We start from the raw sequence: 12,396 nt of genomic DNA, 5'->3' as shown, positions 1-12,396 counted from the left end.
AAACCCGCTAGATTTGATAAGGGCTGCGAGAGGCTTTTTGTAGTCTGAAAATAATATTATCCGGAAAACCTTCATCCGGCTTTCCTTCCTGCAAAATGAAATGATGTTTCAAAAGAAGTCCTTTTGAGCTTTCATTGAATTTGTTGGTAATGGCTACAATTTCCTGTAAATGCAGTTCGTCAAATCCAAAATCCAGAACGGTCTTCAAAGCTTCAGACATGATTCCCTGCCTGTGGTATTCGGGCAGTAATTCATAACCGACTTCCGCTGTTTTACGGTCTTCAGAAAAATTCCAGAGACAGATGGTTCCGATAAGGTTCGGCTGATCTTTTAAAGAAATTCCCAGATAGATGGTTTGGTTATTTTTAGTTTTTTCTTTAATCGTCAGAATAAACTGGAGTGCATCGTAGTTATTTTCAGGAGATTTCCTTATAACGAACCGATTGATCACCTCATTGCTTCGGATTCGCAAAATATCCTCAACGTGGCTTTCGTTGATATCTCTCAGTAATAATCTTTGGGTTTCCAGTTTCATATTTCAAATTTAATAAAAGAATATTAAGGTTTATTTTTTAGCGTTAAAACTTTAAATCCCGGTTAATTTATTCTGTAAATCTCTCAGATATACGTAATAATCAAAATTCTCATTAAATTTGCACTGTGTATATAGATAAAGAAGATTTAGACGAATTAGAGTTTCCGCAATTGCTCGCGGAAATCTCCCCATTTGCGTATTCTCCGAAAACCAGAGAAAAAATTCTTCAACTTCGTCCGATGGAAATTGACGAGGCGGAACTTTCATTAAAAAAAACGTCAGAATATCTGTCGAGTTTTGAAAGTTCAAATGCGATTCCGTTTGATGAATATGAAGATATTGAAAGTGAGCTGAAATTGATGCTGATCGAGAACTACCGTCTGGAAAATGCTGCTTTCATCAAAATAAAAACCATCACGGAACAGATCGGAAGACTTCAGAAATTCTTCCCAACCATGCCGGAAACGTTTCCTACTTTATTGGAAGAAATTTCTGTACTGGAATTCAGAAAAGAGATCATTGAGAAGGTGGATAAGGTTTTTAACCGTTTTGGTGAAGTAAAAAATGAAGCTTCTCCAGCTCTGAAAGGGATAAGAACTGAAATTCAGCTGGCTAAAAAGGCGATTCAGGAAAATTTCAACCGTGCGCTTACCACGTACGGACAGAGTGACTTTCTGGATGACATCCGGGAAACAATTATTGACGACCAAAGGGTTCTGGCAGTAAAGTCAGGATTCAAAAAAAGAGTTGCCGGAAGAACATTAGGAATTTCCAAAACAGGTTCCATCACATATATTCAGCCGGACAGTGTTGTAAAGCACTATTTCAAACTCCGTGAGAATGAAGAGGAAGAGAAAAAAGAAATTGATAAAGTTCTCCGTAAGCTTACAGCTGAACTGGCAGAATTTCAGCCTCAGCTGTGGAGATATCAGGTGTATATTTTTGACCTTGATCTTACGAGAGCTAAAGCGAAATTTGGTGAACTGATTAACGGCGTTCTTCCAAAAATCAATCATCATAAAACGCTGAGATTAAAAGATGCCTATCATCCTCTTTTATGGTTAAGAAACAAAGTAGAGAACAAAACCATTCACCCTCAAACACTTACCTTAACAGAACATAACAGAATCATCTGTATTTCCGGTCCGAATGCCGGTGGAAAGTCAATTACCCTGAAAACGGTAGGATTATTACAGCTGATGATTCAGAGTGGTATTCTGGTTCCGGTTCATCCAAAATCTGAAATGTTTTTCTTTGAGAAAATTATGACGGATATTGGCGATAACCAATCTATTGAAAACCACTTATCCACCTATTCATCAAGATTGAAGAAAATGTCAGGAATCATCCGTGAAGCAGACGCCAATACGCTATTGCTTATTGATGAGTTCGGTACAGGTTCTGATCCGGAGCTTGGTGGTGCCCTGGCAGAAAGTTTCATGGAGTTTTTCTATGATAAAAAGAGTTTTGCCATTATCACAACGCACTATACCAATATTAAACTGGTGATAGAACAGCTTCCCAACGCCCAGAATGCAGCCATGCTTTTCAATGAAGAAACACTGGAGCCGATGTATAAGCTTGAAGTGGGACAGGCAGGAAGTTCATTTACTTTTGAAGTTGCAGAAAAGAATAAAATTCCAAGATTTATCATCCATTCGGCCAAGAAAAAGGTAGAGCATGATATTGTGAATCTTGATAAGACGATTGTAAAACTGCAGCAGGAAAAATTTGAGGTTGAGAAACTGAAATCCGATCTTGCCGAAAGAAAAGAATCCGTAGAAGATAAACGTGATAACCTTCAGAAACTGAATGACCAGCTTCAGCAGAAACTTTTCAATTTCCAGAAGCTGTATGAAGAGGAACACCGCAAACTTCAGTTCGGAAATAAGATTGAAGCATTCATCGACAGTTATACCAAAGGAAAATCCAGAAAGGATGTTGTAAAAGATTTTGTAAAGCTTCTTGAACAGGAAAAATTCCGAAAACTGGGAACAGATAAGGATGAATCCAAACGCCTGCAGGTTGTCAAGAGAAAAATCACTCAACAGCTGAAAAAAGAAGAAGTAATTGAAAAAATTGCTGAAACCAATGAAAAACTGGAAGAAAAGCGTAAAACCGATCGTGCTGTATGGATGAAAATCGGACAACGTGTCCGTATTACAGGAAGTACCAGTGTCGGAACCATTGAGAAAATTTCCAGAAACAAAGTGATTGTCAATTACGGAACTTTCAAAACCACAATTGACGCAGATGAACTTGAGAGAATTTAATTAATCTATCCGAAGATTTAGTTACGTAAATACAGAGAGAGCACTTTTCGGAGCTCTCTCTTTTTTATTATTTTTTAATGAAGCTTTTCATTCTCTCTTGTATAAAGGTTTTTAATATATTTGAATTCATAAAGTATTGAACATGGCAAGAAACTTTACTATTCTTTGGATCTTTTATAAAAAAATACAGATCCCCGCCTTATTGTTTTCATTACTTATTTCTTGTTTGCTTCCCTTCAGTATTGAAACATTTGGATTAAGTTTTCTTCTGATTTTACCTGTTCTTCATTATTTTATATATGAAGTAAGGCTTAAAAGCGAATATTACTTTTATGCCAATTCAGGCTTTTCAAGGATGTTTCTCTGGACAGGAACAATAGTATCGGGGATTATTGTAAAAATTATAACATTATTTTTATGAGCAGACTGCATGTTGATAGCGTAACCAAATCTTTTAATGAGAGGAAAATTCTGCAGGATATTTATATAGGATGCGAAACAGGACAAATCATAGGCCTGTTGGGCAGAAATGGAAGCGGGAAATCAACCCTGTTAAAAATTATCTTCGGAACTGAATATGGCGATACTCAGTTTATAAAATATGACAACACTATTCTGAAAAGCATTTCCGACAGAAAAAACAGAATTGCTTACTTGCCACAAGATCTTTTTTTACCCAAAAATATAAAAATAAAAAACCTGGTTCCTCTTTTTTGTAATCAAAAGAATACTGAGCTGCTTTTTACATCAGAATTCGTACAGCCTTTCCTTCATGAAAAGCCTAAAAACCTTTCCAAAGGTGAACAGAGAATTATTGAAACTTTGATGATTATTTATTCTGAAGCTGATTTTGTTTTACTGGACGAACCTTTCCATAGTCTTTCTCCGAAAATTTCTGCAGCATTGAAAGCTGCAATCATTGAACAGTCTGCGTATAAGGGATTCATTATTTCTGACCATAATTATCAGGAAGTTCTTGATATTTCACACCAAATATTTCTTTTGCGTGAAGGCTATCTGAAACAAATACAAGATTTAAATGAACTGCAACGGTATAATTATCTTCCGAAAAGCATTTAATTTATATATTTGAGGGATCAAAAAAATTTCATGATGACTTTCATAAACAAAGTATTCTATTTATCTGCTTTCAGTATCTTATCTGTTGTCTTTGTAAAAGGACAAACTAAAGTTCCTTTTGGAGTGGTAAAAGCTGAGGAAGGATATGCCAACGTACGTGTACATAAAGACGACTACCGAAAAATTGTTGATAAGATCCGTATGCGCAAAGGTGATGTATTTGTTTATGTAAAACCGGCTCCGGGAGAAACAGAATGGATCTGGATCAAATATCCTGAGAAACAGGATGACGACAAGCCTTTTGTGCGTTATGAAACTCTTGATAAAGAAGGAATGGTGAATAAAGGACGTATTGCTTATGTAGACCAGCTTCCCGCCTATACTCCATCCAAATCCAAAAATGGAAGATCCCTTATTTTTACCGATAATTCCGATCCTAAAATCCCTACCGCCCAAAGAAGCAAAGTAGTCATTGATATTTACCCTTCCAATGCAGGATACCGTAAAAAGGAAAAAGATGCAGATGGAAAAATTCTTACGATTGATAAAGTAAAACCATGGGGAATTGGAAATGACCTTCCTGAGGGAATGACCGAAATCAAATCCATCAGAGTGCAGCAGCCCGGAAGAGGATCTGTTTTTGTAAGGGAAGCCATCAAAAACATGTTCCAGCCTACCATGGATTTTGAGAACATCGGGGTAACTTCCCTCGACAATGATAATATTTTCCTTTATATGATCAATGGTTCAGGGGAAAACAGATACACTACTCTCTGGACGATTAAGAAAGGAAGAGTAATCAGCCAGATTATTTATCATAATCCGGAATAAATTCATTATTTTTGCATTCGAAAAGTTTTTACGCTTATTCATCACAGAAATTGGTTCTGCATCACCGCAGATTAAAAGGGAACCGTGTGAAAATCACGGACTGTCGCGCAACTGTAAAGTAACTGAAGTCTTTATCAAAGATCCACTGTGCGAGGCATGGGAAGGAGATAAATGATGTTACAAGTCAGGAGACCTGCCTTTTTCTTAAACATGTAACTTTCGCGATTTGAAGTTGTATTGATCTGATGGATTGTTTCAGGAGTTCTATCAATTCCTGTCATTATTCTGTTGTTTTAGTATTATTTCATTTCGCTTTAATTAATAATGATATATGACTACAGAAGAAAGAATTGAAGCATCCGAAACCAGAATCTTTAAAGCGGTTTTCCCTAACACCACCAATCATTACGATACCCTTTTTGGAGGTACTGCCATGCAGCTGATGGATGAAGTAGCTTTTATTACCGCAACCCGTTTTGCCAGAAAAAGAGTGGTAACCGTGAGCAGTGATAAAATTGATTTCAAAAAACCTATTCCTGCCGGAACTATTGTGGAACTGATCGGAAAAGTTTCATACGTGGGAAAAACCAGTATGAAGGTGAATGTTGAAATTTACACTGAACAGATGTACTCCTATGAAAGAGAAAAAGCTATTGTAGGTGATTTTACTTTTGTAGCCATCGACGAATTCAAAAAACCAATCCAGATACTATAAATTATAAAAAATTCGGGCGGCCAAAGGCCGCCCGAAGCTTTAAATATTTTCATTGACATTATTTCAATACCTTTTCTGTTTCCAGACTTCTGTTCAATAAAAGTTCAAAAGCCTCTCCCATTTCGTCTGATGCTCTGCTGATTGCATTTTCAAGCATATTCCGGATCTGTCTTTCCGTCACTCCGGCTTCTGTCCAGCTCTTTCCTGTAGTATGGGAATTTAAAATAAACGGCATAATTCTATCGATTCCACAGGCAAAAATAGCATCCGGTGTTTTCTCTTCCTCAAACTCCAGCCACAGGTTAAAAAATTCTGTACGTAAAGGCTCATCCAGAATTCCAAAGATCTTTTGGGCTGAAGCTTTCTCTCTTTCAAACTTTCCGACCATAGCTTTTTCATCAAAAATAAAAGTGTCTCCGGCTTCTATTTCCACAAGATCATGAATGGAAAGCATTCTTATCACTCTTAGCAAATCAATATCAGCTCGGTTTTTAGCATATGGATAAAGGATCTGGGCAAGAATAATGATCTGCCAGGAATGTTCAGCCGTATTCTCTCTTCGGGAATCGTCTGCATTATAATTTCTTCGTTGTACATTTTTAAGCGCATCTACTGCCAGAATAAAATCTATCTCTTTCTGAATTTTCATCTTACTTTTTATTTCTGTTATATTGATCTGACGGATATACCTTTGTTCTGGTAATCCATTTATTATTGATCTTTTCTTTCGTTATGACCTTTACCTGATCCTCATTGGTCATATCCTCCTCTTTTTCCAGCACTCTCTCCAGCCCTTTGTTCGGAATAACGGTATATTCTGTTGTAAAAATCCTGCAACAACCGGACTTACCGTAGGAAATAAGACGCTTTCGTTTAGCATCTGTTTCAAAAAAATCAAAACCGTTTGAGCCCAGGTCTGTAAGTTCTTCACTTTTTACAAATGCCATTCTTGTAGTATTGAATACATAAACATCATAAGAAGCCGAACTGTAATTTCCCATATTTCCGTTTCTTATCGCTACATCTTCGGTGCCGTCAAAATTAAAATCATCTACAATTACACTACGCTGATCCTTTGAAAGCGGAATCAATTTCCCGCGAACCAGTTTTTGGCCTTGTTCCGCATATACAACAAGATCATCAGAAACAAAAGTCTGTACTTTGCTGTTTTTATGGTCAAACAGTTCCACCGTTCCTTTTCCTCCACATCGGTCATCGTAACAGTTTTCTGTCTGAATGACTGCATCATAGTTCTTTGATACATTTTTAATTTCAAACTGATATTGCCCGAAACAGAGCGGTCCCAAAAGAAATACTGATAAGTGCCTGTACTTATTTAAAATATTCATGGTAATAGGAATGATTTGGGTCTTTTTTATTTCTAACAAAAATACGAATCATAATACCGATCTCAAAATCCATGTTCTCATTATCTGCCAGAATTTCCCTTTCCATAAAACAGTATTCACAGATAAGAAGCTTTCTCCCGCTATCCGCTCATACTCCTCGCGCCTGCCTAAAGCCGTGGCTGCTGTGGGGTAACCGCTGCTATCGGGGCTAGAACATGAGTGATAAGTGATAAAAGATCATTTTTTCTCTCCAATTTTCAAAATTCTATCTAAAAATTTAAAAATTCTCAGACATTTTCTTCTAAAATCCATTTGACTCAAAATTGATGATTAAAATTATTATATTGATTTATAGTGTTTTAAATAATTTATTTTAAAAATTTCACTACTTTGTATTGCATAATACCATTTTATTTACATATCTTTGTAATGTAAAATTAGAATAGGCTCAGCTAGCTAGGGGCATTTTTCTAAAAATATAACTAATTAACAAAACTTATCAAAGATGAATACCGAAAATACCAAAGCGCAAATGCGAAAAGGAATTCTGGAATTCTGTATTCTAAGTCTCATCAATAACCGAGAAATGTATGTTTCTGATCTTATTGATGAACTGAAAAAAGGAAAACTGGATGTAGTGGAAGGGACCCTCTACCCTCTTCTTACAAGACTTAAAAACGGAGAATTTCTCTCTTACAGATGGGAAGAATCTACCGGAGGACCACCCAGAAAATATTATCAGATCACAGAAAAAGGAAAACTTTTCCTGGATGAACTTCTCAATACATGGAATGAACTGACAGCCTCAGTAAACCAAATCACCCAACAAAATTAAAAAACAAAGCTATGAACAAGACACTCTCAATAGGACTCGCAGGTTTTTCTTTTACCATAGAAGAACACGCATATATAAAGCTCAGCGATTACCTGAACGCACTGAGAAGCTCTCTGGATGCTTCTGAGGCTGATGAAGTAATGCATGACATAGAAATAAGAATGGTGGAAATTTTCAAAGATTCTTTAGGAAAACGTGAAGTGATCAACGATACCGATGTAGAAAGGGTAATCGCACAGATCGGAAGCCCTGAAAAAATCGAAGAGCAGGAAGAAGCTTATTATTCTGAAAAAACATCTGCCAGAAACTATAATTCAGGAACTCATTATACCGATAAAAAGCAGCTGTTCCGTGATCCCGAAAAACAAAAAGTTGCCGGAGTCTGCGCAGGCTTAGCTCAGTACGTAGGAATGGATATTACTACCATGAGAGCAATCTGGCTGGGAATCTTCGTATTAGGAATTTTTACAGCAGCCATTTCTTCTTCATTAATAGGTCTTCTATATGTAATCCTTTGGATCGTACTTCCAAAAGCTGAAACAGCAGCAGATTTCCTGAAAATGCAGGGAAAGCCTATGAACTTCGACAATCTTAAGAATGAGTCTAATAAATTGGTACAGTTTGCCAATGAATCTACTCAGAGGGTCGGAGAAATCTATAACGAAAACAAGCCATACATCAACAATGCAGGAAGCGGAATCTGGAATGTATTTAAGTATATTGTAGGAGGATTCTTCGTATTGATGGCTGTAAGCAGCATTATCGGAGTGTTTGTATTATTTGCCCTTTTCGCAATGGACACAGACTTCCCGGGAGCTAATGAGATCAGATTCTATATGGATGATCAGGGATTGGATAAAGTACTGGCTGCGATGATGGTGATCGGAAGTTTAATTCCGGCAATCCTTTTCAGCTTGTTAAGTATCAAAATATTCTCTCCGAAAACAAAACTGAGAAATATCGGATGGGTTGTAGGAGGTTTATTCCTTCTTCTGATCGGACTTGGAACTTACTTCGGTATCAGCATGGCTAAGAAAGATATGATCTACAGAGGAAGTAAGGAAGATGTAGAAAATGTTGCCATCAATACTACTTCAGATACTGTTTATGTGGATGTAAAACAGATCAACATTCCTCAGAGCTTCAAAGCGTATGACAATGATATTTATTCTGATAAAAAATCAGTGTATGAAGAAGATTATATTTCTGTAGATGTAACCAGAAAACCGGACATCAAAACACCGTATCTGATCATCAAAAAAGAAGGAAAAGGATATAACTTCCCTATCCAGCTTACAGTTCCTGTAGAAGTGGTCAACAATAAAGTATTACTTCCAAACTACATCAAGTATCCATATGAGCACAGATTCAGAGATTACAGACTTGATTATGAACTTGTAGTTCCTCAGAAAATGGTGGTTATATCGATGAAAAAAGACCGTATCAACATGGATGGAGATTTAGACGGAGACGGAATCAATGATAATGATCAGGACAGTGATGAAGACAACAACGGTGTCAGAATCGAAAAAAATAAAATCACAGTAAACGGCTCCAGCATTGAGTACAACTCTGATGACAAAGACAGCATCATTGTAAACGGTAAAAAAGTTCCGAACAACCAGGCAAAGAAAGTAATTGATTCTGCAGTGTCCAATATTAAAAAATCAAATAAAGATATGGACATCAAAATCAAAGACGGGAAAAATGAAATTTCCATACAAACTAAATAATTAACTTCAGAGAGTGGTAGAAGGTGTGGGTGGATGGCAACCGTTTGAAATTCACACCCTTCTTCTCTCAGAAAAGTGAAAATAAAGCTCCATTTAGTTTCTTATGTGAAAAAAAAGTTTTAATTTCGTAAAGCTAAAATTTAATAACCAACCAATCAAAAACGCAGCCTTATCATGATACAATTTGCAATGGAATTCGTAATGAAAATCGTAGATTTAATTAGCGGTTTGTTTTAAGAGCGATAATATTTCAATATATTTGTAAAGTATAACCAAAGTTTGGTTATACTTTTTTGTTTTTAATCCGGGAAATCTATGAAAAAGCTATTAGGCAAAGCAATGTTAAAATTATTAGGTTGGAAGGTCGTCCTGCAGGGCGATGTCAACAACCTGAACAGGTGTATCCTTGTGGTTGCACCACATACTCATAATATGGAGTACATTTTAGGAAATTTCGCCTACTGGTCCTTGGAAAAACCTTTAAAAATTATCATCAAAGATGCACACACCAAAGCCTGGTATGGAAGTATCGTAAAAGGACTTGGAGGTATCGGAATCGACAGAAGCCAGAAAAATGACCTTGTGAATTTCGTGGCCAACCAGTTTTCAAAGGAAGATTTCAGTCTTGTTATTACTCCGGAAGGAACCAGAAGCTGGGTACCAAAATGGAGAAAAGGATTCTATCATATGGCTTTGGCAGCAAAAGTTCCTATCGTTCTGGCAGCAGGTGATTTTAAAAGAAAAATTGTGTATCTGGGTTACACCATTCCTTATGAAAGAATAGCCTCAGTACCTTTTTCAGAAATCATGCAGGAAATCCAGGACTATTATGTAAAAAATGACATTGTTCCAAAAGTTCCGGCCAACTGGAATCCCAATATTATGGGAACCGAGCTAGAAGCTAGAAGCTAGAAGCTAGAAGCAAAATTAATCATCATTTATCAACTATTAAAAAATGAAAGGTCAGACAAAAGAAGAAATATTAGCATTTATCAATAACTGGGGAGATGTAACTCTTGCCAAAACGCTTGAAATCAAATTCATCGATATTGATCTGGAATATGAAACCCTTACAGCCACAATGCCCGTTCTCCCAAGAACCCACCAGCCGTTTGGAATCATGCATGGAGGAGCCAGCTGCGTTTTAGCGGAAACATTAGGGTCAAGCCTGTCTAATATTTTTATCGATGGTGAAAAATATTATGGAGTAGGAACCAATATCAACTCCAATCACTTAAGAAGTAAAAAAGATGGTATTGTAACCGCTACGGCACGTTTTATCAGAAAAGGCAAAACCATGCATGTCTCTGAAATTGAAATCCGTGATGAAAAAGGCGTTTTGATCAATCATACTACAATGACGAATAATATTATTCACAGATAAGTTGCAGCAACATAAAAAAATAAAGAGCTTAAATTAAATTTAAGCTCTTTTTATTTTGACATCTTTAAGACTAGTAATACCTTTGTAAAAAGGAAAATCACAACGGGAATTTCTATGTTATTTCCATGATGATTTTTCAAAATCTTTCATAACTCATGATTTATTTCAAACTTCCTTTTGACGAGAGACTCCTGTCTGCTGATGAAAATAATACAAAAAATGCTGTCAACTTTCTTTCTTATAACGGCCTGGATCAAATCAGCTTCAACGGAGAAATTTGTGAAATTGATGCTGTTGAATTTGCTCATACTTCTATTACCAATGAAAATCTGATCAGTGATTCTACAAATTCTTCTGCCGAAACAAAAGATGAATACTGCGAAACATTACAGAAAGTGATCGAAGTGATTAAAGAAAATCACCTGCCAAAGCTGGTTTATTCCAGAAGAAAGATTTTCAAAGACTTTAGTTCCATCGATTATAAAGAGAGCTTCAAAAATGTATGTAAAAATTACCCCAATGCTTTCAGATATCTGTTTAATGATGGGAAAAATGCATGGATGGGAGCTTTCTCAGAAGTATTAGGGAAGTTTAATAAAACGACTCACGAATTTGAAACCATGGCTCTTGCCGGAACTCTTCCTGTGTCTGAGGAATGGTCTGAGAAAGAAATTGAAGAACAAAAGCCGGTTACTGCCTACATTCAGGATATTCTTAAAAACTATTCTGACAATGTAGAACAATCGGAAACCTATGACCATATTTCCGGTAATATCAAACATTTACGAACAGATTTTAAAACCAGTATACAACCTGAAGATCTTGATAAAATTATCCAGGATCTGCACCCTACTCCTGCAGTCTGCGGTATTCCAAAAGATTTTTGTAACGAAAATATCCGTAAATATGAAAAATTTCCACGTGAATTTTATGCAGGTTATATCAAGGTTGAAACGGATGAGAGTATTCTGTACTTTGTCAATCTGCGTTGTGCAAGACTTTATAAAGACTCGGTACATGTTTTTGTAGGAGGCGGAATAACAGCTCAAAGTGATCCGGAAAAGGAATGGAGAGAAACAGAACTGAAGTCTGAAGCGATATTGAAAAACCTGGTTATTTCCTGATATTTTTAGATTCTCCCACAGATCGCACAGATTTGCACAGATATTTGCGCGCATTTTTTTACTGAGTAAAACGAGTTTATGACCATTCATAAAAACCTAAGTGAGAATATTGCGATAATTATAAGTTTTGGCTAAAGCCAATGGAATATATTTCCTTCTTTTGAACGGGCTAAAGCCCGTTCCTATTGAATATAAAAAACAGTATTGCATTTAAGACACCTAATTTCTAATCCCTTATTCCTAATCGCTGCTACCTAATTCCTTTTATCTACCACCTAAAAAACAAAAACCTCCTTCAAAAGAAAGAGGTCTATATCTATATTGAAATAATCAATTTATTTCTTTACACCAATTCTGCTCCAGGTATCCATTACAAAAAGCAGGATAAGGCCTATGGCAGCAGCGCCAGCAGAGAATACAAACTTAATATTATCTTCATCTCCAAGGATATCTGTCGCTTGCCAGTTGATAGCATAAAGATTGATGGCGATGAATACGATAAACAGTACTAAAAATACTTTATAAAACTTCTTCATG

General features: G+C 36.3%; 13 protein-coding genes and 1 riboswitch. Of the genes, 9 read left to right on the top strand and 4 right to left on the bottom strand.

Annotated elements, in window-relative coordinates:
• Positions 1-7: 7 nt before the first annotated feature.
• Positions 8-535 carry a GNAT family N-acetyltransferase gene (locus tag JNG87_RS14050; RefSeq protein WP_202838945.1) on the bottom strand — a complete coding sequence of 176 codons (528 nt, stop codon included), beginning with the start codon at positions 533-535 and terminating at the stop codon, positions 8-10.
• A 125-nt stretch (positions 536-660) separates the two neighbouring features.
• On the opposite strand from JNG87_RS14050, the gene JNG87_RS14045 reads away from it, so the two are divergent.
• The 4 genes from JNG87_RS14045 to JNG87_RS14030 all read left to right on the top strand — a co-directional run bounded on the left by JNG87_RS14045 (position 661) and on the right by JNG87_RS14030 (position 5,434).
• Positions 661-2,808, top strand: coding sequence for an endonuclease MutS2 (locus tag JNG87_RS14045; protein WP_202838944.1), 2,148 nt, complete (start codon positions 661-663; stop codon positions 2,806-2,808).
• A gap of 417 nt (positions 2,809-3,225) precedes the next feature.
• Positions 3,226-3,888, top strand: a complete 663-nt coding sequence (locus JNG87_RS14040; RefSeq protein ID WP_202838943.1) for an ATP-binding cassette domain-containing protein — start codon at positions 3,226-3,228, stop codon at positions 3,886-3,888.
• A 30-nt stretch (positions 3,889-3,918) separates the two neighbouring features.
• On the top strand, positions 3,919-4,719 hold the full coding sequence (locus JNG87_RS14035) for a hypothetical protein (protein ID WP_202838942.1): 801 nt from the start codon (positions 3,919-3,921) through the stop codon (positions 4,717-4,719).
• Between the two features lie 34 nt (positions 4,720-4,753).
• Positions 4,754-4,935, top strand: a riboswitch (cobalamin riboswitch).
• A gap of 115 nt (positions 4,936-5,050) precedes the next feature.
• Positions 5,051-5,434: an acyl-CoA thioesterase gene (locus tag JNG87_RS14030; RefSeq protein WP_002977578.1), complete on the top strand. Its 384-nt coding sequence runs from the start codon at positions 5,051-5,053 to the stop codon at positions 5,432-5,434.
• A 58-nt stretch (positions 5,435-5,492) separates the two neighbouring features.
• Here JNG87_RS14030 and JNG87_RS14025 read toward each other — a convergent pair whose 3' ends face one another.
• The gene (locus JNG87_RS14025; RefSeq protein ID WP_137905730.1) at positions 5,493-6,083 is read right to left on the bottom strand and encodes an HD domain-containing protein; all 591 of its coding nucleotides are present in this window, start codon (positions 6,081-6,083) and stop codon (positions 5,493-5,495) included.
• Position 6,084: 1 nt separating this feature from the next.
• Positions 6,085-6,783 (bottom strand): XAC2610-related protein, encoded by a 699-nt coding sequence (locus JNG87_RS14020; RefSeq protein WP_202838941.1) that lies wholly within the window; start codon positions 6,781-6,783, stop codon positions 6,085-6,087.
• A gap of 505 nt (positions 6,784-7,288) precedes the next feature.
• Between JNG87_RS14020 and JNG87_RS14015 the strand changes: the two genes are divergently transcribed.
• From JNG87_RS14015 to JNG87_RS13995, 5 genes are all read left to right on the top strand, one after another.
• The gene (locus JNG87_RS14015; RefSeq protein WP_002977573.1) at positions 7,289-7,618 is read left to right on the top strand and encodes a PadR family transcriptional regulator; all 330 of its coding nucleotides are present in this window, start codon (positions 7,289-7,291) and stop codon (positions 7,616-7,618) included.
• Between the two features lie 11 nt (positions 7,619-7,629).
• Positions 7,630-9,351, top strand: a complete 1,722-nt coding sequence (locus JNG87_RS14010) for a PspC domain-containing protein (protein WP_202838940.1) — start codon at positions 7,630-7,632, stop codon at positions 9,349-9,351.
• 315 nt (positions 9,352-9,666) lie between these two features.
• Positions 9,667-10,263, top strand: a complete 597-nt coding sequence (locus JNG87_RS14005) for a 1-acyl-sn-glycerol-3-phosphate acyltransferase (protein ID WP_110010128.1) — start codon at positions 9,667-9,669, stop codon at positions 10,261-10,263.
• A gap of 43 nt (positions 10,264-10,306) precedes the next feature.
• Positions 10,307-10,735, top strand: a complete 429-nt coding sequence (locus JNG87_RS14000; RefSeq protein WP_202838939.1) for a PaaI family thioesterase — start codon at positions 10,307-10,309, stop codon at positions 10,733-10,735.
• Between the two features lie 155 nt (positions 10,736-10,890).
• Positions 10,891-11,859, top strand: coding sequence for a chorismate-binding protein (locus tag JNG87_RS13995; protein ID WP_202838938.1), 969 nt, complete (start codon positions 10,891-10,893; stop codon positions 11,857-11,859).
• 335 nt (positions 11,860-12,194) lie between these two features.
• Here the strand turns inward: JNG87_RS13995 and JNG87_RS13990 are convergent, their stop codons facing one another.
• Positions 12,195-12,395, bottom strand: a complete 201-nt coding sequence (locus tag JNG87_RS13990) for a hypothetical protein (protein WP_110010130.1) — start codon at positions 12,393-12,395, stop codon at positions 12,195-12,197.
• Position 12,396 lies beyond the last annotated feature (1 nt).

It is taken from the genome of Chryseobacterium cucumeris (genome assembly GCF_016775705.1).
In the GTDB taxonomy this organism is placed as follows: Bacteria; Bacteroidota; Bacteroidia; order Flavobacteriales; family Weeksellaceae; genus Chryseobacterium; species Chryseobacterium cupriresistens.
Note: the sequence above shows the minus strand (reverse complement) of the source record. Positions and strands in the feature narration are given on the sequence as shown.

Bases quoted from the DNA above. Each gene is read 5' to 3' on its own strand.
- JNG87_RS14050 (WP_202838945.1), bottom strand. From the start codon at position 535: ATGAAACTGGAAACCCAAAGATTATTACTGAGAGATATCAACGAAAGC.
- JNG87_RS14040 (WP_202838943.1), top strand. From the start codon at position 3,226: ATGAGCAGACTGCATGTTGATAGCGTAACCAAATCTTTTAATGAGAGG.
- JNG87_RS14035 (WP_202838942.1), top strand. From the start codon at position 3,919: ATGATGACTTTCATAAACAAAGTATTCTATTTATCTGCTTTCAGTATC.
- JNG87_RS14030 (WP_002977578.1), top strand. From the start codon at position 5,051: ATGACTACAGAAGAAAGAATTGAAGCATCCGAAACCAGAATCTTTAAA.
- JNG87_RS14025 (WP_137905730.1), bottom strand. From the start codon at position 6,083: ATGAAAATTCAGAAAGAGATAGATTTTATTCTGGCAGTAGATGCGCTT.
- JNG87_RS14020 (WP_202838941.1), bottom strand. From the start codon at position 6,783: ATGAATATTTTAAATAAGTACAGGCACTTATCAGTATTTCTTTTGGGA.
- JNG87_RS14015 (WP_002977573.1), top strand. From the start codon at position 7,289: ATGAATACCGAAAATACCAAAGCGCAAATGCGAAAAGGAATTCTGGAA.
- JNG87_RS14010 (WP_202838940.1), top strand. From the start codon at position 7,630: ATGAACAAGACACTCTCAATAGGACTCGCAGGTTTTTCTTTTACCATA.
- JNG87_RS14005 (WP_110010128.1), top strand. From the start codon at position 9,667: ATGAAAAAGCTATTAGGCAAAGCAATGTTAAAATTATTAGGTTGGAAG.
- JNG87_RS14000 (WP_202838939.1), top strand. From the start codon at position 10,307: ATGAAAGGTCAGACAAAAGAAGAAATATTAGCATTTATCAATAACTGG.
- JNG87_RS13995 (WP_202838938.1), top strand. From the start codon at position 10,891: ATGATTTATTTCAAACTTCCTTTTGACGAGAGACTCCTGTCTGCTGAT.
- JNG87_RS13990 (WP_110010130.1), bottom strand. From the start codon at position 12,395: ATGAAGAAGTTTTATAAAGTATTTTTAGTACTGTTTATCGTATTCATC.